15 protein-coding genes are annotated in these 19,346 nt (G+C 60.0%); 6 read left to right on the top strand and 9 right to left on the bottom strand.

Annotated features, from left to right (window positions below; all coding sequences use genetic code 11):
• Nucleotides 1–242: 242 nt before the first annotated feature.
• The 3 genes from metH to HUU60_12340 are packed head-to-tail and all read right to left on the bottom strand — an operon-like array spanning nucleotide 243 to nucleotide 5,621.
• On the bottom strand, nucleotides 243–3,707 hold the full coding sequence (gene metH, locus HUU60_12350) for a methionine synthase (protein ID NUL83494.1): 3,465 nt from the start codon (nucleotides 3,705–3,707) through the stop codon (nucleotides 243–245).
• 28 nt (nucleotides 3,708–3,735) lie between these two features.
• The gene (locus HUU60_12345) at nucleotides 3,736–4,296 is read right to left on the bottom strand and encodes a DNA-3-methyladenine glycosylase (protein NUL83493.1); all 561 of its coding nucleotides are present in this window, start codon (nucleotides 4,294–4,296) and stop codon (nucleotides 3,736–3,738) included.
• Complete coding sequence (locus HUU60_12340) at nucleotides 4,293–5,621, bottom strand: alpha-glucosidase/alpha-galactosidase (GenBank protein NUL83492.1); 1,329 nt, start codon at nucleotides 5,619–5,621, stop codon at nucleotides 4,293–4,295. The genes HUU60_12345 and HUU60_12340 overlap by 4 nt, the downstream gene beginning before the upstream one ends.
• A 73-nt stretch (nucleotides 5,622–5,694) precedes the next feature.
• Here HUU60_12340 and HUU60_12335 point away from each other — a divergent pair, with 73 nt between their 5' ends.
• Nucleotides 5,695–8,043 (top strand): DUF1929 domain-containing protein, encoded by a 2,349-nt coding sequence (locus HUU60_12335; protein NUL83491.1) that lies wholly within the window; start codon nucleotides 5,695–5,697, stop codon nucleotides 8,041–8,043.
• Nucleotides 8,044–8,171: 128 nt separating this feature from the next.
• Here HUU60_12335 and nuoI read toward each other — a convergent pair whose 3' ends face one another.
• Nucleotides 8,172–8,633: an NADH-quinone oxidoreductase subunit NuoI gene (gene nuoI, locus HUU60_12330; GenBank protein ID NUL83490.1), complete on the bottom strand. Its 462-nt coding sequence runs from the start codon at nucleotides 8,631–8,633 to the stop codon at nucleotides 8,172–8,174.
• Nucleotides 8,630–9,220, bottom strand: coding sequence for an NADH-quinone oxidoreductase subunit B (locus HUU60_12325; protein ID NUL83489.1), 591 nt, complete (start codon nucleotides 9,218–9,220; stop codon nucleotides 8,630–8,632). The genes nuoI and HUU60_12325 overlap by 4 nt, the downstream gene beginning before the upstream one ends.
• A gap of 80 nt (nucleotides 9,221–9,300) precedes the next feature.
• Between HUU60_12325 and HUU60_12320 the strand changes: the two genes are divergently transcribed.
• Genes HUU60_12320 through HUU60_12310 form a run of 3 tightly spaced genes read left to right on the top strand, consistent with a single transcriptional unit; the run spans nucleotide 9,301 to nucleotide 11,951 of the window.
• Entirely contained in the window at nucleotides 9,301–10,710 is a 1,410-nt protein-coding gene (locus tag HUU60_12320) for a hypothetical protein (GenBank protein NUL83488.1), read from the top strand.
• 60 nt (nucleotides 10,711–10,770) lie between these two features.
• Entirely contained in the window at nucleotides 10,771–11,013 is a 243-nt protein-coding gene (locus HUU60_12315; GenBank protein NUL83487.1) for an NIL domain-containing protein, read from the top strand.
• Entirely contained in the window at nucleotides 11,010–11,951 is a 942-nt protein-coding gene (locus HUU60_12310) for an acetylxylan esterase (protein NUL83486.1), read from the top strand. Before HUU60_12315 ends, HUU60_12310 begins: the two co-directional genes overlap by 4 nt.
• On the opposite strand, the gene HUU60_12305 is transcribed toward HUU60_12310, so the two are convergent.
• The 4 genes from HUU60_12305 to HUU60_12290 are packed head-to-tail and all read right to left on the bottom strand — an operon-like array spanning nucleotide 11,926 to nucleotide 15,944.
• Complete coding sequence (locus HUU60_12305) at nucleotides 11,926–12,684, bottom strand: ABC transporter ATP-binding protein (GenBank protein NUL83485.1); 759 nt, start codon at nucleotides 12,682–12,684, stop codon at nucleotides 11,926–11,928. The two genes, HUU60_12310 and HUU60_12305, sit on opposite strands and share 26 nt — an antisense overlap.
• Nucleotides 12,685–12,686: 2 nt before the next feature.
• Nucleotides 12,687–13,757 (bottom strand): branched-chain amino acid ABC transporter permease, encoded by a 1,071-nt coding sequence (locus HUU60_12300; GenBank protein ID NUL83484.1) that lies wholly within the window; start codon nucleotides 13,755–13,757, stop codon nucleotides 12,687–12,689.
• Nucleotides 13,757–14,671, bottom strand: coding sequence for a branched-chain amino acid ABC transporter permease (locus HUU60_12295; protein ID NUL83483.1), 915 nt, complete (start codon nucleotides 14,669–14,671; stop codon nucleotides 13,757–13,759). The genes HUU60_12300 and HUU60_12295 overlap by 1 nt, the downstream gene beginning before the upstream one ends.
• A gap of 31 nt (nucleotides 14,672–14,702) precedes the next feature.
• On the bottom strand, nucleotides 14,703–15,944 hold the full coding sequence (locus HUU60_12290) for an ABC transporter substrate-binding protein (protein NUL83482.1): 1,242 nt from the start codon (nucleotides 15,942–15,944) through the stop codon (nucleotides 14,703–14,705).
• Between the two features lie 100 nt (nucleotides 15,945–16,044).
• Between HUU60_12290 and HUU60_12285 the strand changes: the two genes are divergently transcribed.
• Nucleotides 16,045–18,117, top strand: coding sequence for a hypothetical protein (locus tag HUU60_12285; protein ID NUL83481.1), 2,073 nt, complete (start codon nucleotides 16,045–16,047; stop codon nucleotides 18,115–18,117).
• Complete coding sequence (locus HUU60_12280) at nucleotides 18,101–18,991, top strand: tyrosine recombinase XerD (protein ID NUL83480.1); 891 nt, start codon at nucleotides 18,101–18,103, stop codon at nucleotides 18,989–18,991. The genes HUU60_12285 and HUU60_12280 overlap by 17 nt, the downstream gene beginning before the upstream one ends.
• Nucleotides 18,992–19,346 lie beyond the last annotated feature (355 nt).

Below are 19,346 nucleotides of genomic sequence, written 5' to 3'. Positions count from 1 at the left end.
GCAAAGCCTGTTTCGAGATTGGGGAGGGAAACAAAACCTAGGAACCCGCGAACGGGATTTTTTCCATTTGTAGCACAATTTTAGGTACGAATCGAGCCTTTAACAGGCAAACGGCGACCCGTTCAGGGAGTAGAAACTAGATGCCGGGAGGGCGAGCGTCCTCGCGAGCCAATTCGCTGGGAGCCGGGAGAACGCCTAGATCTTGCGCAAGTGGCAGCCGCCCGGAAGGGTGCGTTCTCAATCTACCGCACGTTGAAGTACTTTGCTTCGGGGTGGTGGGCGATAATCGCAGAGGTCGATTGCTCCGGCACCAGCTGGTACTCCTCGGTCAGCGAAACCCCTATCAAACCGGGTTCGAGCAGTTCGAACAGGAGCGCCTGATCCTCCAAGTTCGGACAGGCCGGGTAACCGAACGAATAGCGCGAGCCTTGGTACTTTTGCGCAAACAGCTGCCGGATGTTGTCCGCGTCCTCGCCCGCAATGCCCAGTTCCTCTCGGATGCGCTTGTGCCAATACTCGGCCAACCCCTCCGCCGTCTCTACGCTCATCCCGTGCAGATAAAGATATTCGCGATATTCGTTGGCGGCAAACAGCCGGCGCTCCTCTTCGGTCGCCTTTGATCCGACCGTAACCAGATGGAACGCCGCCACGTCCATCTCGCCCGAGTCGACCGGTCGGAAGTAATCGGAGATGCACTTGTACGGCTCGCTGGGCTGGCGCGGGAAGGAAAAGCGAAGCCGCTCGGTCTTGGCGTCGTCTTGATAGATGATCAGGTCGTTCCCCTCCGACTGCGCCCAGAAGTAGCCGTACACAACCCGAGGCTCTAACAATCCCGTCTCCCGGCAGTGGCGCTTGAGGCGGTCAAATATGGGGCGGACCTCTTTCTCTAGAAACTCGTTGAACTCCTCGACGCTCATCTTGCCCTTGCGGAACTGCCACTGCCCACGGAACAGGGCGACCTCGTTCACATAGGGATAAACGTCCATCAGATCGATGTCGGTTATCGCCCGAACGCCGATGAAGGGCGGCTTGGGCACGGGCACGTCGGTGCGCGCGCCGCTGTGCCGCACGATGTTGAAATCGGCGGGTTCGATCGGCTGTTCGACCGCGTCGTATCCGGTCGGCTCGGCAATCTTAGGCCTCGGCGCGACCGCAACATCGGTCAGACCCTCGACTGGAGCGCCACAAATCTGCCCCATTAGCGCCAACCCCTCGAACGCATCTTGGCCGTAGAAAACCCGACCCTTGTAGATGCTGCGCAGGTCGTGCTCGACATACTTGCGCGTAAGCGCGGCGCCGCCCAGCAGAACCGGGATGTCGTGCTTGTTGGCCTGGTTCATGATTTCTAAGTTCTCGCGCATGATGACGGTCGACTTGACCAAGAGCCCGCTCATGCCGATGGCGTCCGCCCGATGGGCTTCCGCCGCCTCCAAAATCCGCTCGATCGGCTGCTTGATGCCGATGTTGTAGACCTTGTAACCGTTGTTCGACAGGATGATATCGACCAAGTTCTTGCCGATGTCGTGCACGTCTCCGGCGACGGTGGCCAGCACGATCGAGCCTTTAGCGGAACCTTCCGACTTTTCCATAAACGGCTCTAGGTAGCTCACGGCGGCCTTCATCACCTCGGCGGATTGAAGAACGAACGGCAGTTGCATCTCGCCTCGGCCAAACAGATCGCCGACCGTCTTCATACCTTCAAGGAGGATGTCGTTGATAATCTCCAGCGGCCTATAGCGAACCATCGCTTCATCGAGAGAGGCTTCCAAACCCTTTCGGACGCCGTCCACAATGGCGGTCTGAAGTCGCTCTTCGACCGGAAGCTCCAGCCGCTCGTCGTCGCTCTTCTTGACGACCGCCGCTCCTTCGAACAGCGCCATAAACGCCATGAGCGGGTCGTACCCCTCGCGCCGCTCGTCGAAGATCAGCTGTCGGGCGACCTCGCGCTGCTCTTCGGGAATGCGATGCAAGGGCATGATCTTGCTGGCGTGCACAATGGCCGAATCGAGCCCGGCCTCCAAGCAGTAATGCAAAAACACCGAGTTCAGCACATGCCGGGCAGCGGTCTTCAGCCCGAACGACACGTTGGAGAGGCCGAGGATCGTATGGCATTCAGGGAACTCCTGTTTGAATTGGCGAATCGCGTCGATCGTGGCCATGCCGTCCTTGCGCAGGTCCTCCGCGCCCGATCCCAAGGGAAAGGTCAGCGCATCGAAGAAGATATCCTCCTTGGGCAGGCCGTACTCTTCGGTCAGCGTTTGGACCAAACGCCGCCCGACGCGCATCTTCCAATCCAAATCGCGCGCTTGGCCTTCTTCGTCGATCGCCAATGCGACCACCGCCGCGCCAAACTCCTTCACCATCGGCATCACTGTGTGCAACCGTTTGCCGCCGTCCTCAAAGTTGACCGAGTTGACCATGCACTTGCCGCCCAATCGATGGAGCGCGGCCTCGATCACGGCAGGTTCGGTGGAGTCGATCATCAGCGGCAGCGTCGATTGCGTCGCCAGGCGTCGAATGGTCTCGGTCATATCGCTGACGCCGTCCCGACCCACATAATCGACGCACACGTCCAGCACGTTGGCGCCCTCTCGAGTCTGATCCTTAGCCATCTCGGCCATGTCGTCGAAGCGTTCTTCCAGCAATAGTTCGCGGTATTGCTTAGAGCCGTTCGCGTTCAACCGCTCGCCGACCATCAGAAAGCTGTTCTCTTGGCGATAGGTAACGGCTTGATAGAGGCTGGAGCAGGAAGGCTGATGCTCGGGATTGCGCTCGGCGGGCTTGCGATGGCCAATGCGCGAGACGACGGCGCGAATATGATCGGGCGTGGTGCCGCAACATCCACCTATGAAGCTGGCGCCGAACTCCTTGACAAAGCGCTCGTGATAGTCGGCCAGTTCTTCCGGCGAGAGCGGGTAGTAGGGCGCCCCATCCTTCATTTCGGGCAGGCCGGCGTTGGGCAATACGCTGATGAGCCTCGTCGAAGCGTGATGGAGCAAACGAACGTGCTCGACCATTTGTTCGGGCCCGGTGGCGCAGTTCAATCCAATGGCGACCACATCTGGATAGGCTTCGAGAGCGGTCAGCGCCGCGGCCATCTCGGTGCCCAAAAGCATCGTGCCGGTCGCTTCCATGGTTACCGAGACGAAAAGCGGCACGCTGCGACCGGCTTCTTTCATCGCCAACCGGCATCCGTTTATGGCGGCCTTGCCTTGCAACAAATCTTGTACGGTCTCGACCATCAGCAGATCGGCGCCGCCGACCAGCAATCCCAATGCGTTCTCTCGATAAGTCTCTCGCAAATAGGCGTAAGTCGCGTGTTCGAGCGTGGGCAGTTTGGTGCCGGGCCCCATCGATCCGGCGACGAACCGCGGATGATCGGGCGTCGAGAGCTCGTCCGCGACCTTTCGAGCGATCTGTGCCGAAAGTAAGCTCAGTTCGTAGGTGCGGTCGGCAATGTGGTACTCGCCCAAGTTCATCGCGTTGGCGCCGAACGAGTTGGTCTCGACAATGTCTGCGCCGGCCTCAAAGTAGCGGCGGTGAATCTCGGCGATCACGTCGGGACGAGATTCATTGAGAATTTCGTTGCAGCCGTCCAAGCCTCGAAAGTCCTCTAGACCAAGGTCAAAGGACTGGATCTGAGTGCCCATAGCGCCGTCCAAGAAGAGAGCGCGTTCGGCGGCCAGGTCAAGTATGGATCGGCTCATATGCGAACTTTGAGTATACCTATGGCTATTATCGGCGAACAGGCTTGGCGACAAAGCGCCAGAGTTTGTCCTTCCCGTTCGTGATGCCGATTCTCGAAGTGGCGACGATGTTCCAGCCGTCTTCGAGGCGGTCTTGAAGGATGACGAGCTCGCTCTCTGGAGAGGTCAGGTCGATGCCGGTGTGATCCCTATGAAGATTCAACGCTTGACATAGGCGCCCCGGACCGGCGGCCAATGGTTCTGCGCCGCGCCTAAAATGGCGCATGATGTCGATACCTTCTTCGGGCAGAATAGCGCGAATCAGTACAGCCTCGCCGCAGCCTTCGGGCGAGGTAACGGCGTTGAAACAGTGGTGCATGCCGTAGGTGAAGTAGACATAGGCTCGCCCTGGGGGGCCGAACATCGCCTCGTTGCGCTTGGTCTTGCCTTTGAACGCATGGCACGCGGGGTCGTCGTGGCAATAGGCTTCGGCTTCGACAATCCGCCCGCCGACCCATTGCCCGTCGATCTTTCTCAACAGACGATGGCCAAGGATGTTCCGCGCCGCCTCGACCGTGGGCTGAAGATAGAAGTCGATGGGAAGATTCACCGATAACCCGCCAAATGCTCTCTTTGTGCACTAAACAACTCATCGGCCATCGCGCTGATCTCGGCAGGCGAGCAGACTGCCGCGGTCAGAGGATCCAGCATGAGCGCATGTCGAGCCATCTCGAAACTGCGCTCGACCGCCGCCTCGGCGGCCAACTCCTGAAACCGCGCGTTCGATTCGCAAATCGCCGCCATCAGAGGGGGTAACTGCCCAAACGGAACAGGCGTCCATCCGTCGCCGTTCGCCTCGCACTTAACTTCTACGCAACATCGCGGCGACAGGTTCTCGATCAGCCCGTCGTTGGGAACATTGCCGTGAAACGCAAACGGCTTCCCGGTCTCTATCGCTTGGATGATCCCGCTCGCGTACTCCTCGCTCCGCTCCAGATTCGGCGTCTCTTCACCGTTCATGACCCTTTGTCGCCGTTCATCGGCGTTCTTTCGCCATGTCGGCCAGTTGTTGGCATAGAATCCGCTCTCGCCTCGATACCCGGATCGCGCATACTTCTCCAGCAGATCCTTCCGCTTGCGGTAGTAGGGCAGATACTCGCTTAGGTGTCCGCTCGATTCGGTTATAAACGCGCCGAAATGAAGCATCATGTCGCAACGGATTGGATTGCCTTCGTAGAACTCGCTCGCCTCGTCCCGCGCCTTGGCCATCAGCCGCGGATAGAGGTTTTTGCCTTCGTGCTCCAGCCGTGTAAACCAGGCCAGGTGGTTGATCCCCGCGCACTCCCAATCCATCGCATCGTACTCAACCTCGGCATGGCGCGCCAAAAGTCTGCTGGTACCCTGAACCGAGTGGCACAGGCCGACCACCCTCATGCTGCAAGTCCTGACAGCAGCGATGCAGAGCATGGCCATCGGGTTGGTGTAGTTCAATACCAACGCATTGGGGCAAAGCCGCTCGGCGTCGCGCAAAATGTCCAGCCAGACCGGAATCGTGCGCAGCCCTTTCATCAATCCGCCGGGGCCGACCGTGTCCCCGATGCACTGATCGACGCCATATTTCATCGGGATATCGTAGTCGTGCCGCACGCAATCTAAACCCGCCACCTCGACGCAATTGATGAGATAGTCGCTGCCGGGCAAGAGTCCGGCGCGCTCGGCAGAGGCCTTGACCGTCCAGTCCGCCCCCAGCAGTCCCACCGTCTGCTCGACAAGCGACTTGGCCAGCGCCAAACGCCGACCGTCGATGTCGATCAGCCGAATCTCGCCCCCTTGATTCCCTGGCATCAGCGCCAGGTCTTTCATGAGCGATTCGGTAAAGGCGCTGCCTGCGCCCAACATGGTTACAACGATGCGTCGAGAGAATGGCTCGTTCATGGCGGCGATACCAGAAGTTCTACGCAAAAACCCTGCCTTCCTGCACCAGAATCGCGGTATAACCTATGTAAGGATGAGGACGCATTGGCGGGTGTTGGTCGGGATGGGGGCGATGTTGGGCTTGGCCTTGGCGCAGCCGCAACAGCAGGGCCGATGGGATTATCTGGGCCTTGGCTCCAAACGCCAGGACGGCGGCGACCTCTTTATCAAGTGGCGCGCCGAAACGCTGATCTTTAACTACGGTACCTGGCCGTCCGCTCTGCACGACCCGCCCTATAAGACTGGCGTGCCCAGTTGGGTGAACGGCAACGATCAGACCTACGGCATCCACGCCGCGCTGCTCCCCGGTAAGTGGACGCCGCCCGGCATGAGCGAGCCTTTGCCTAGAGGCACAGTGATCCTGTGGGGTCTTGGAAAGTACTACCGACTCAACGACCTCTTCTATAGCTACACGCCCTATTTGCTCTGGCATTGGCGATACCCGCAGGACAACATGCTCCAACGCAGGAACTACGGCCATGTTCGCTACCTGCGCGACCCGTTAGTGTCCAGTTACGAGTACGACTACCTGAACCAAGCGAACATCTTCTGCAGCGGACACTCCACTTTGCACAACGGACGCCTCTTCGTTGCGGGCGGGCATCTGGACCCGCAGGTCAATCCGCCGGGCGAACCTCCGCGCTACTACGGCCTCAAGTGCGCGTTCACTTTCAACTTAGACAAGTACAACGACCCAGCCGGAAACGCCGACGTGGGCGCCTATGGCTGGAGTCCCATGCTGGGCAACCCGGCGGGCATGGACGACCGGCGCTGGTATCCGACGCCCGTTGGACTGCCCGACGGCCGAATGCTGATCGTCGGTGGCTTTCGATTCAACCCGGGCCCGGAGCCGAACGACCCCGATTTTCATCAATGGCCGCATCTGACTCGCACCTACGGCGTTTGGTCGCCCGACACCGATCCGAACGGCTTGGGACGGTTCGACTGGTACGCCCTGCCGAGCAACCTGAACAACCCGGACGAGTTGGGCGTTCTACGACGCATGGGCAACATCTATCCGCGACTGCATTTAGTCTCGTTCATGGAAAACGGTCGGTTGCAGGCGGACATCGTCTATACCGGGCCGTTTGTCGAAGCGCAAAGGATGGACGTGGCTAAGATAGGCGAGCCCAACGCCTGGGGCCCGGCCATTCAGGTCAGTCCCTTGCGAAAGTACCGCCACTACGGAACCTCGGTGCTCTTGCCCAATCCGGCGCTCAACCCGACGCAATGGGGCGAACAAGCGCTCAACCAAACGCTCTCCTTGGGCGGCGGCGTAACGGACGGATGCCAAAACTGGTTCGACCCGGAGATTCTGACCTTTGGCGCGCGCTCTCAACCGATAGGCTTCAATACGATTTTCACACCCAGCGAGCTGGCCGCGCCTCGAATGCATCTGAACGGTGTGATCCTGCCCACGGGCGAACTGTTCGTGCTGGGCGGCCAGAGCATACCCGACGTGGCCAACTGCGTGTGGGGTCGGGACGACATCGTTTTCGATACCCTAATGCTGAGGCCGGGCACGAACGGATGGCTGAACTCGACCTGGCAACGCATGGCGGCCATGCCGAGCTACATGAGCGATACCGGCGAGCGCACCAAGACCGCCGATGGAACGCGCATCTACCATTCGTCCGCGCTGCTGCTGCCCGACGGCAGAGTCCTGTCGACCGGCACGGACGCTTCGCAGACGGCATTTGGCCCTTATCAATTAAATCGCATCCCGCTGATCTATTCACCCCCCTACATCACGCAGGGCCTGCCTCGCCCGCGAGTAACCGGTCAGTCCAAGGAAGAAAATCTCGATTATGGAGAGACGATCAGCGTCCAGTTTGACGGCACGGCCAACCCGATTCGAGCGGTCAACCTGATCCGGCCGGGCAACAACACGCACTCGTTCGATTTTGATCAGCGCATGGTGCGATGCTACTTCCGTCAGACTGGAGCAGGGCAGTTAGAAGCAACGATGCCCTGGTCGCCCAAAATTGCCCCGCCGGGCTGGTACATGATGTTTTTGGTCGATAAGAGCAACGTCCCTTCCGAGGCCGCTTGGGTGCATCTGCGACCCGTTCCTAATGGCGGCGAAGAACTGTCATTGCGGGTCGAGTTCGAACTGGGCGCCTACAAACTCTCGCCGGGCGACGCGCAGAAAAACCCGATCGGCATCGAAGTGCGGGCTGTCGGCACGGGCGAACTGTTGCGCGTTTACACTGCGCCGATGTCGGCTTTGGACGGGCAAGCCGGAACGACCGTGAGAATAACCACAAGCCTGCCGGAAGGGCAGTACGATCTGCGTCCTCTGCCCTATCTAAACTGGATCGGCAAGACGACCCGAGCCAGCTTGCGGACCAATCCGACCCTGCGCCTAACGCCCGCGCGATAGATCGTCTTGCTCAGGGAGATGCTCTCGGGAGGGCAAAGTCCGGGAGGCCGAGCGTCCTCGCGAGGCGGGCGATGGCAAAGCCATGCGCTCATTGGCGGCATGCCAGGCGGAAGCCTGGCGCACCTGCGTTACACGCTTTCGCGCGCGGGCATCGGCTCTAACAGCATCTCTTTGGTGAACACGAACGCCTCGCGACTGTAATCCGCCAGCTCGAAATCCTCTCGCAGCACAATGGCGCCGGTGGGGCAGGCATCCTGACAATAGCCGCAGAAGATGCATCTCAGCATGTTGATCTCGTAACGACTGGCGTAACGCTCGCCCGGGCTGTATCGCTCGTCGTCCGTGTTCTCCGCCGCCTCGACAAAGATGCAACGAACCGGGCAGGCGCCGGCGCACAAAGAGCAGCCGATACACCGCTCCAAACCGTTTTCGTACCGCAACAGCGCGTGCCGCCAGCGCGTTCGCGGGTATTGATCCTTCTTTTGTTCGGGATAGTGAACCGTAATCGCGGGCTTGGTCAGATGGCGAAAGGTGGTTTTGAGGCCGATGGCGATCGGCTTGATCACGTCGTTGAGAATCTCCGAGATCATCCCTCTCCGCCTTCGATCGATTTGGTCGTTCCGGCCGCAATCTGTTGTTTGGGCGCCAACTCTAACAACATGCCCGTTCGCTCGGCCCGGATTCTTTGCTGGAGTTTGATCAGCGAATAGAGCAGCGCGTCGGGCGAGGGCGGGCAGCCCGGAACGTAAACGTCCACGGGCACCACCTGATCGACGCCCTGTACAATCGCGTAATTATTGAAGATGCCCCCGCACGAGGCGCAGGCGCCCATCGAGATGACCCACTTGGGATGGGGCATCTGGTCGTAAATCTGCCTCAGCACGGGCGCCATCTTCTTGCTCACGCGCCCGGCCACAATCATCACGTCCGCTTGGCGCGGCGTGGCTCTAAACGCCTCCGATCCAAAGCGCGAGATGTCAAACCGCGAGGCCACCGTAGACATCATCTCGATGGCGCAACAAGCCAGGCCAAAAGTCAGCGGCCACATGCTGTTGCGTCTGGCCCAGTTGACAACCTCGTCCACGGCGCCGATCAGCACGTTGCCTCCCATCTCCATGCCTGGAAGCTTGGGCGTGGCCGAATCGCGCGCGACTATGGTTTCTATTCGTCGGCTCATTTTTCCGCTTCGATTCTACCCGGCCACTGAACATTTCGGCTTGCGCGCCGTCATACCTTGGCAAAGGAGGTTGAAACTCGATGCAACTTAAGGGCAGTTTGATTTTGGCAGGAATCGCGGGGCTGATTGCAGTCGCACAGGCTCAGCATGGAATCTCGTTGGCCTGGCAGACGCCGGAGAGCCAGGTGTCCCAATCTCCCGGCTTCGCTTCGGGCGTGGTGGGTCGTAACATCGCGGTCGATCGGATGGGGCGAATTCACGTTGTGTGGACGGAGAACGTCGGCACGCAGTTCGACGTGTTTTACGCTTTCTCGGACGACGGCGGGGCGACTTGGTCCCGACCGAGAGACATCGTGAACTCGCCTTTGCCCGCTACGTCGCCCAATTTGGCGGTGGCTCCCAACGATTCGCTTCATATGACGTGGGTGGATCGCCGCGGGCCCGGGGGCATGCCGAGGCTTTACTACTCGCGGTCGTTCGATCGCGGGGCGACATGGGGCGCCGCGATGGATTTGAGCGGCAACTCGACCGAGCCGGTCGGGCCCGGGCTGATCTCTGTGGACAATAGGGGCCGGATACACGTCGCCTACCATTTGGGCAATCCGGACGGCGGCGCCACCCCTGCAATTTGCTACTACGTTCGTTCGATCGACGGGGGGCATTCCTTTTCCCCGCCGCTGCGCCTTAGTTCCAACACGGGCCGCCATGCCGCATTCCCTCGGTTTAGCGTCGAGGGCACGTTGGGCGACCTGATCGCCATCGCCTGGCGAGACAATCGCCGGAATCCCGACTGGGACGTTTACGTCGCCGTATCGAACGACGGCGGCCAGAGTTTTGTCGAGCGGGTCGGCCAAGCCACGCCGCAGCGAGACTGGGACCCTGATGCCATCGTCGATCCGCAGGGCACGATACACCTTGCCTGGATGACCTATGGCACGCCTCAAGGCATCTCCATCGATTATAAGCGGTCGGCAGATCAGGGCCAGACTTGGACGCCGCATTTGACTTTGTCTCAGGCAAGAAGCCGGTTTCCGTTCTTAGTCAAGGATCCGCGCCGGCCCTACATGTGGCTGTTCTGGAAGGACGAGCGCGACGCGGAGCCGCCTCCCAGTCAGAACTTTAGGGCCGACATCGCCTGCAAACTGAGCGTGGACGGCGGACGAACGTGGAGCCAAATGGAGTTCGCAACCGATCTGGGCAACGAAGAGGTCAAGTTTCCCGGCATTACGATCGATCCTGCCGGGCGCCCGAACGTCGTCTGGAGCGACCGCAGGCAGGGCGCAACCTTGGAGCAAGTTCACTTCAAACGGCGGCACTTGATCGGCGACATCGATCGAAACGGATGCGTGGACGACGCAGACCTCTCGATCCTGCTGGAGATGTTCGGTCGCGCCGGATTGCAGGTGGAAGGCGACCTGGACATGAACGGCATCGTGGACGACCGCGATCTGGCCATGATGCTGCCCGCCTTTGGTTCCGGCTGTCGATAGTCGCTTCTCCTCAACAACCCGGCGGCATTGGCGGTTGCCGCCGGGTAAACTCTCGCCAACATGACCACCGTCCACATGAAGATCGCCAGCGTCGCGCCCGAGCAGGCCAGCCAGCCTTGGATTCATCGGCTGATCACTCAATTCGATGTTACGCTCAACATACTGCAGGCCAACATTGACAAAGATTTTGGCTGGGCGTTTGTCCAGTTGACCGGTACCGTCGAGGAGATTCAACGGGCGACGGCTTGGTTGCACACCACCGGACTGCACGTCGAACCTGTGGAACGCTCTGTTTCGGCATGACCCAGCCTTCGGGCGTCCTGCTCAAAAAGCCAGATCCGCCTGACGGCTACCTTGACTTTTGGCAACGCGCAGTCCAAGAAGCCGACTCGACCCCGTTAGAAGTTTGGCGCGAGCATCGGGCCGGCGACAATACCGCTAGCCACAAAGTCGAGAGGTTGTCGCTTCAGAGTTCTGATTCCTCGTTGCGCTTGCATGGCTGGTACGCTGTGCCCCACAAAGCCAACCCCCCATTTGACGGCCTTTTGTGGCTGCCGGGCTATGGGTTGGGCGGCCAGGTGCCTGTCAACGAGATCACCGCGCATCCCGGAATCGCAACGCTGTCGATCAACCTGCACGGATTGGAGCCGGACGACTATCGCGACTATTCGCCTGCAGACGGTTACCTGACTCAGGGCATCGAGTCGCCCGACACCTATGTCTTCAGGCGACTAGTCATTGATTCGATCCGTGCGTTAAACGCCCTATCCGAGCAGCCAGAGACCAATCCCGGTTTGTTGTTTGTCGGCGGACTGAGCCAGGGGGCCGGTTTGGCGCTCCACTTGGCGGCGTTCGCTCCTAAAATGCCGGCCGTCATTGCCGATATGCCCTTTATGACCTATTGGAAGTACCTATTAGGCGTGCCCGCTCTGCGCTACCCGCTGAAGGAGCTGAACGATTACATCGGCGGCGACGAGAAGAGGCGGAAAGCCGTTTTGGAAACCGTTGCCTACTTCGAGACGGTGAACGCCGCGCCGCACATACAAGCGCCGGTCCAACTGAGCATGGGCGCGCGCGATCCGTCCATTCGAACGCCCGTCGCCATGTCGCTCTACGATGCGCTGTCGTGTCCCAAGCGAATGATCGTGTACGAGAAGCACGGCCACGAGTTTGTGCCCGACGAGATGCCCCGCTATTTGCGAGAATGGGTCGCGCTCACTCGCCTAAGTAAGCCTCGATAACCTTGGGGTCTTTTCGGATCTGTTCGGGCGGGCCCTCGGCGATCAGTTCGCCGTAATCCAGCACCATCACTCGCTCACAAATGCCCATCACCACGCGCATATCGTGCTCGATGAGCAAAACGGTCTGGTTTCGCTTATCGCGCACATGGCGGATCAGCCGCATCAGGTCTTCCGATTCCTGCGGGTTCATACCCGCTGCCGGCTCATCGAGCAAGAGCAGTTTTGGCTGTGTGGCCAACGCTCGGGCGATCTCCAGTCTGCGCTGCTTGCCGTAGGGCAGATCCTTAGATCGGGCATGGGCGACATCGGCCAGATCGAACTCGCTTAAGAGCTCCATCGATCGCTGCTTCAGTTCGCGATCTTCGTCCAAAAGACCTTGGGTCAGCATGGCGGCGGCCGCGAGAGTGGTGCGGCGGCGGACGAACGCCCCGATGACGACGTTTTCTAGAACGCTGAGGTTGCCGAACAGCCGGATGTTCTGGAATGTGCGCGCGATGCCTTTGGCAGTGATCTCGAACGGTTTGCGGCCAGAGATAGGCTTGCCATCAAAGCGAACCTCGCCTTCGGTCGGCTTGTAGACGCCCGTGATCATGTTGAAAACGGTCGTCTTCCCCGCGCCGTTGGGGCCGATCAGCCCGGCCAATTCGCCTTTGTCGATCTTGGCATTGAGCGATTTGACCGCCGTCAGGCCGCCGAATCGGATAGTGAGATTGTCCAGTTCCAGCAAAGCCATCTCTAGGCGGCCTCCGGTTTACGGCGACGAAAGCGAAAACTCTTCCATCCGATCTCGCGATGGCCAAACAGACCTTGCTGACGAAAGATCATGGCCAGAATGAGCACCAGCGCAAAGACCACCATGCGCAGATCGCTGGGCGAGAACTCGCGGCCTATCGCTTCAAACTTGGGCATAAACCGAAGGGCTTCGGAGAGCGCTGTGAGGCCCGCGCCAGCGACGATCGCGCCGGTGATGCTGCCCTGGCCGCCCAAAACCACCATGGCGACGACCATGATAGAAATCTCGACGCTAAAGCTTCGCGGCGCCACGACGCCTTCTTGATGGGCGAAAATCGTCCCCGCCATGCCTGCAAAGGCCGCTCCGATGATAAAGGCCAGCGTTTTGTATCGCGTCGTGTTGATGCCCATGGCTTCGGCGGCCACTTCGTCCTCTCGGACGGCCAAAAAGGCCAAACCGTGCGTGCTTTTCAAAAAGTTGCGGCATACGGCTATGCAGGCGACCGCGAGCAGTGCGTTCCAAAAGAAGCCGTTGCCCGCCCACATCGGCACATCGTTGAAACCCCTCGCGCCGCCGAACCCGAAGCGCTCGCCCTGCGCCTGCGTGTTCTCGAAGATGATTCGAATGATTTCGCCGAATCCAAGAGTCGCGATAGCCAGGTAGTCGCCGCGCAAGCGCAAACAGGGTATACCGACCAACAGACCCGCGCCGGCTGCCGAGAGGCCGCCGATCAAGGCGGCAACGAACAGGAATGCGCCTTGGGCCATGGGTTGAACCGATGGAGCGAAATTCTGAACCCAGCCTTCGCTGTAATAGTAGCTGAACCCGGCGCTGAGATAGGCGCCGACGCAGACAAATCCAGCGTGTCCAAGAGAGAACTGGCCGGTGATTCCGTTGATCAAGTTAAGGCTGACGGCGAGCGTTACATAGTAAAGCGGCACCTGGATGTAAGCACGATAGTAGGCCAGATTAAGACGTTCGCTGCTCAACAGATAACTCACGAAGGCATCCGCTCCCAGCAGGATTCCTACCGTTATCGCCATATAGCCGACAAGGACGAGGTTGCGCTTCATCAGACTTTCTCCGCTGTGGCGCGGCCCAGCAGGCCAGCGGGCCGCACCATCAAGACAAGGATGAGCACGGCGAAAGCGACGGCGTCGCGATAGGGGCTGAGGGCCGGATTGCCCGCCACAAAGGCTTCGATGACGCCTAAAAGCAACCCGCCCAGCACCGCGCCGGGGATGTTGCCGATGCCGCCCAAAACGGCCGATACGAACGCCTTGAGACCCGGCATGAAGCCAAAGTAGGGCGTGATGGGAGAGGCGACGAACGCGGCGGTCATTGCGCCGCCCGCGCCTGCCAGCGCCGCGCCGATCGCAAAGGTGCCGAGGATTACTTTGTCCACATTGACGCCCATCAGCGACGCGGCGCCCATGTCTTCAGAGACGGCGCGCATCCCGCGACCAAAGTTCGTTTTCATGACCAGAATGCGCAAGACGAACATCATGCCGAGCGAGGAGACGAGGAGTATCAGTTGGCCCAGGCTAATAGAGATTCCGCCCAGCGACAAGCTGCGGCTAACGCTCTCGACAGAAGCGTATTTGGGCGAGGCTTGAAACCAGAGCAAGGCAAGATTCTGGAGCAAGAAAGACATGCCGATCGCTGTAATCAGCGCGATGAGCCGAGGCGCGTTGCGCACGGGCCGGTAGGCCAGACGCTCGATCAAGATTCCGATGGCCATGCAGGCGGCCATACAGGTCAGCACCATCGCCGCGATGCCCCATGCGGGAGGATTGTCGGAGCCAAGCCCGTACAGGCCGTTGATGACGCAGAGATGGGCAACGAACGCGCCTAGCATATAAACCTCGCCATGGGCGAAGTTGATCATGCGCAGAACGCCGTATACCATCGTATAGCCAACGGCGATAATGGCGTAGATCGCGCCCTGTTGGACGCCGTTGACCACGTATTGAAGGTACTGTTCTATCTGCGCGCTCCTCCGTGATCTGCGCTCCGCCTTATGGCTCTAGGGTCTTGACCATCACGAACTCGTTGCCCTTCACCTGAACGATGGTGATCGTTTTGAGCACGTCGCCATGCTCATTGATGGAAAACGTGCCCGTAACGCCTTTGAAGTCCTTGATATTGGCGATGGCATCGCGCAACTTTGCTCGGTCCTGCGAGCCGGCGCTCTCTATCGATTGGAAAAGCACTTTGGCCGCATCGTAGGCCAGCGCGGCCAAGGCCGATGGCTTTTTCTTGAACTTTGCCTCATACTTTTTGACAAAGTTCTGTACGTCCTCGTTCGGATCGAGCGCGGAAAAGTGATCGGTAAAGTAGGCGCCCTCTAAGGCCTTGCCGGGCCCGCCTGCGCCAGGGATCAGTTCGGACGAGCTCCAGCCGTCGCCGCCGAGGAGTTTGGCCGAAATGCCCAGCTCCCTGGCCTGCCGAGCGATGGAACCGACCGACTTGTAGTAGCCCGGAATGTAGATCGCCTCGGCTTTCGAGTTCTTGATAGTGGTCAGTTGCGAGCGGTAGTCCGTGTCGGCGGGCTTGAAGCTCAGTTCGTGCGTTACCTCGCCTCCCAGTTTAGCCAGTTCTGCCTTGAAAAAATCTTTCAGGCCGACGCTATAGTCGCTCTCCACGTCGTACAAAATCGCGATCTTTTTGATGCCCAGATCGTTGACGGCGTACCGGGCCATGCTGGTGCCCTGAAAGTCGTCCAAAAAGCAGACGCGAAAGATGTATTGGCCGATGTCGGTTACTTTGGGATTGGTGGAAGACGGCGTAATCATAGGAACGCCGTACTGATCGCAAACTTTGCCGCCCGCGATGCTCATCGAGCTGGCCACCTCTCCCAAGACGGCCAAGACCTTGTCCTTTTGGATCAGCTTGGTAACCGCGTTTCGCGCCTGGGTCTGGTCGGTGCGAGTGTCCTCTTCGACAACCTCGATAGGCAGCCCCAGCACGCCGCCCGCCGCATTGGCTTCTTCAAGCGCGATCGCAACGCCCTCTTTGGTATCTTGTCCAAAGGTAGAGTTGGTTCCGGTGAAATCGCCGTAAACGCCGATGACGATCTTATCCTGCACAGGGTCGGGCGCTTTATCCCTTTTGCGCTCTTTGTTGCGCTCGGCAAGCCGCGACTCGGCCGAGGAGCCTCCGCCTATTTTGCCGCTGCCGGAACCGCCGCTGTTACATCCGATCAAACCTGCGACCGCCAGCATTGCGAAAGATGCGACTAATGCGCGCTTAATGTCCATTGAAGCCCTGGCCTCCTTCTGTTCGACGAGTAAGAGATTACTTATTCGTTCAGACGCGCCCCACTCCTGCAGGCAGAGTAGTATACTTCGTTCGCGCCTCATGACCCGTTTTCTTGCGCGCGGCAACTGGTTGCTCCTCTCCTGGTTCTTGCTTGCGCTCTGCGCAACGGCTTCGCCTTCGCTTTGCGTGATCCTGGTGCGCGGCGGGGCTTATCCTTCTCAACTAGAAGGCTCTGTGCCATCCCAGCAAGCGTGGATGCTGTGGGGAAGAGTTCGCGGAGACAGAACATCGGGCGAGGCTTTGGCGATGGCTGTCGGTCGTAGGGTTCAGGCGGTCGATGGGGATGTCCGATTTGCCGATTCGCTGTACGAGAACGGCACGGCGGGGCAAGCCTTTCGGCGCAGGACGGGCGTCGAGCCGCCCAATGGCGCGCTGGTCGCTATGGGCCAAGCCCTGTTCGAGCGGAACGGCCTTCGGACGGCCGGCGCAGAATTGGAGAAAGCTGGCAAGCGCGGCGCATACCTCAAGCCCTCCTACCGCACCATGCCGTCTCCCTATGTCCTGTTCGGCGTCAACGAGCAAGGCTATCTGCCCACGATCGAGTTTGAGGACTTGGAGTCGCTGCTGGCCGCCGCGCCTGCGCTCGACTACGACTGGATCGTCTTTGAGGTCGATTCGTGGAGCTTCCACTCGCTGGAGTTCTTTTTGGCCGAGGGCATTCCGACCTGGGTGGTCTGTTTGGAGGAGCCGGACGGTCGATTGAGGCGGGACGGACGGTTGACCGCCATCGCTCGCTTTGATCCCCGTTCCTCGCCTGCCGCGCTCGTTTCGCCCAACACTCGATGGACCGGCCTCGTCTCAGAGGTCGATTTTCGCGCGACCCTACTGTCAGAATTGACGGGCGACCGGTCGCAAGGAGGAATCCGTACGACAGACGGACATCCCTGGTTCAAGTTTTGGAGCGGCCTTGCTCTTCCCAATTTGGCGGATCAATCGCACACGACGGAGACCGCTCGCGCGCTGAATCGGGTTGAGGATTGGTGGCGGCTTCACGGCGAACTCGGCGGCCTGGCATTGATCGTGATCGGTTGCTCGGCGGGCGCATGGATCGTGATCGGCGTCATCTGGTGGCAGTCTGGCAGGCTCAGACGCGCTTTCAGAAGGCTCTATCTTAGCGGACTGGTCGGTTTCGCGCTCTTTCCGGCGGCGACCATTCTGGCCGCTCATCCGCCCTTCGATTTGTGGAGCGACCGACCCATACCCGATGCCAGACTCTTTGCCAGTTGGCTGGCGCTCTGTTGGATGGCGCTCGCGCTCCTGTTAGGCATTTTGCGCAGGCGCTTTCGATGGCCCCTCTTTACTTTGGCAAGCCTCATCACATTGGGATTGATCCTTCTCGATCTGTTCATTGCCGGCGGATCGGGCATTCATCGGTCGATTTTTGGGCTTTATTTGTGGGAAGGCGCTCGGGTCTATGGGCTAGACAACAACTATGCCGCGCTGATCGTCGGGATGCTCGTTTGCGGAGCGGGACTATGGATGGAGCGTGCGGCTATCGGAAGGCTGCAGGGCGTTGGGCTAGCGCAGTTTGTGGGCGTTTGCTGGCTGATGGCCTTGTTGATCGGCGCTCCTTTGTTAGGCGCCAACGGCGGCGGATTTGCTTTCGCGGTCGTATCGCTGGGAGGGGCGTGCATCGCGCTATCGGGACAAGTTCTGACAAGGCAAAGGCTGTTGGCGCTGTTCGCGGCGGGCTTGCTCTCACTGCCGCTAATTGGATGGATCGATTCGCACTCGCCTGCGGATGTGCGATCGCATTTGGGCAGAGCGTTCTTGACCGCACAAGATCGAGGGATCGGCGAGATGGTCTCGTCCAAGCTCGCAGTGGTCGTCAAAGTTGTCGGCTCGGTCGAGGGTTTGGCAGCGTTGGCAGCATTCTTTGTAGCGGCGGCGCTGGGTGGGCTGTGGCTGCGCAGGCCGATCAGACAGTTCTTAAGCCGACCGACGCCGATGCGACGATCGGCGGGCGCCCTTGGATACGGCTGCCTGGCGGCTATACTGTACAACGATTCGGGCATAGTGATGGTAGGCTTGTTGGCTGGATGCCTGTTGGTATCCGCGCTCGAACAGGCGATCGATGGAATACGCATGGACGAGGATGAACGCAGAAACTAACGTCGAGGCGCTCATAGACCTCTTCTTGCGCCACCTGAGCGAGGAGCGCAATCTGTCGCCGCACACCGTTTCGGCCTATGCGGTCGATCTGCGCGCCTTTGCGGCCTTCTTGGAATCGACCCGGTTTGGCCCCCCCAGCGATTGGACGCCGCAGATTTGGGTCGCGCTGGCGCACCACTTTCGCAAGCAGAACTTGGCCGAATCGAGCATCGCCCGCCGACTCTCGGCCATTCGATCTTGGATGGAGTATGCCAAGCGCAAAGGCGCGATGAAACAGGCGCCCTCGAACGCGCTGGCCAAACTATCCCCTCGCCGACGGCTGCCCGCCACGCTGACCGTCAACGACATGCGACGAATGCTCAATCAGCCCGATGGCAAGAGTGTGGCCGGACTGCGCGACCGGGCGATGCTCGAACTTCTTTACGGCGCAGGACTGCGGGCATCCGAACTGCTGGGGCTGAGGCTGTCGGACGTCGACCTGGCACAGCGCACGGCAAGAGTGTTGGGCAAACGGGGCAAGGAGCGATTGGTTCCGCTCAACGGCATCGCGATCGAGCATCTAGAGCGCTATCTGGCGGAGCGACCTGAAGCCCCTAGCGACCGGCTCTTTTTGAATCTGCGCGGCGGGCCGCTTTCGCGCATATCGCTCTGGAAGATCGTCAAGCGCTATGCGGCGATGGCGGGCATCGACAAAGAGGTCTGGCCGCACATGCTGAGACACTCGTTCGCGACGCACCTTTTGAGCGGCGGCGCCGACCTGCGGGCGGTACAGGAACTGTTGGGACATGCCGACATCGCGACCACCCAGATCTACACCAGCGTGGATACCGACCGACTGCGCGAAGTGCACAAAAAAGCACATCCGAGAGGCTGATTCGTACTCAAAATTGTGCTACAAACCTAAATTTTCCCGTTCGACAAGGAAGCTGCCATTGGAACGCCTGGCTCCCGCCTGGCAAAACGCCGGGGAGGGCGAGCGTCCCCGCGGGCCGGGAGGGCGAGCGTCCCCGCGAGCCGAAAGAACGGGCCGCCCGAGAGGGCGAGCGTCCCCGCGAGCCGAAAGACCGGGAGGGCGAGCGTCCTCGCGAGCCGGGAGGGCGAGCGTCCTCGCGAGCCGGGAGGGCGAGCGTCCAATCTGTCTCAATGGCGAACATCGGTCTATCTCGGACGATTGTGCCCCTCCCCTGTATCCCCTCCCCAAACTCTGGCGAGTTTAGGGAGGGGAGCGA

The sequence above is a fragment of the Armatimonadota bacterium genome (assembly GCA_013359125.1).
In the GTDB taxonomy this organism is placed as follows: Bacteria; Armatimonadota; Fimbriimonadia; order Fimbriimonadales; family GBS-DC; genus JABWCR01.
This window is presented reverse-complemented; position numbering and strand designations above follow the sequence as displayed.

Excerpts from the sequence above, each read along its gene's own strand:
- HUU60_12300 (NUL83484.1), bottom strand. The coding sequence starts at position 13,757 with ATGAAGCGCAACCTCGTCCTTGTCGGCTATATGGCGATAACGGTAGGA.
- metH (NUL83494.1), bottom strand. The coding sequence starts at position 3,707 with ATGAGCCGATCCATACTTGACCTGGCCGCCGAACGCGCTCTCTTCTTG.
- HUU60_12335 (NUL83491.1), top strand. The coding sequence starts at position 5,695 with ATGAGGACGCATTGGCGGGTGTTGGTCGGGATGGGGGCGATGTTGGGC.
- HUU60_12290 (NUL83482.1), bottom strand. The coding sequence starts at position 15,944 with ATGGACATTAAGCGCGCATTAGTCGCATCTTTCGCAATGCTGGCGGTC.
- HUU60_12305 (NUL83485.1), bottom strand. The coding sequence starts at position 12,684 with ATGGCTTTGCTGGAACTGGACAATCTCACTATCCGATTCGGCGGCCTG.
- HUU60_12325 (NUL83489.1), bottom strand. The coding sequence starts at position 9,220 with ATGAGCCGACGAATAGAAACCATAGTCGCGCGCGATTCGGCCACGCCC.
- nuoI (NUL83490.1), bottom strand. The coding sequence starts at position 8,633 with ATGATCTCGGAGATTCTCAACGACGTGATCAAGCCGATCGCCATCGGC.
- HUU60_12340 (NUL83492.1), bottom strand. The coding sequence starts at position 5,621 with ATGAACGAGCCATTCTCTCGACGCATCGTTGTAACCATGTTGGGCGCA.
- HUU60_12280 (NUL83480.1), top strand. The coding sequence starts at position 18,101 with ATGAACGCAGAAACTAACGTCGAGGCGCTCATAGACCTCTTCTTGCGC.
- HUU60_12310 (NUL83486.1), top strand. The coding sequence starts at position 11,010 with ATGACCCAGCCTTCGGGCGTCCTGCTCAAAAAGCCAGATCCGCCTGAC.
- HUU60_12285 (NUL83481.1), top strand. The coding sequence starts at position 16,045 with ATGACCCGTTTTCTTGCGCGCGGCAACTGGTTGCTCCTCTCCTGGTTC.
- HUU60_12315 (NUL83487.1), top strand. The coding sequence starts at position 10,771 with ATGACCACCGTCCACATGAAGATCGCCAGCGTCGCGCCCGAGCAGGCC.
- HUU60_12320 (NUL83488.1), top strand. The coding sequence starts at position 9,301 with ATGCAACTTAAGGGCAGTTTGATTTTGGCAGGAATCGCGGGGCTGATT.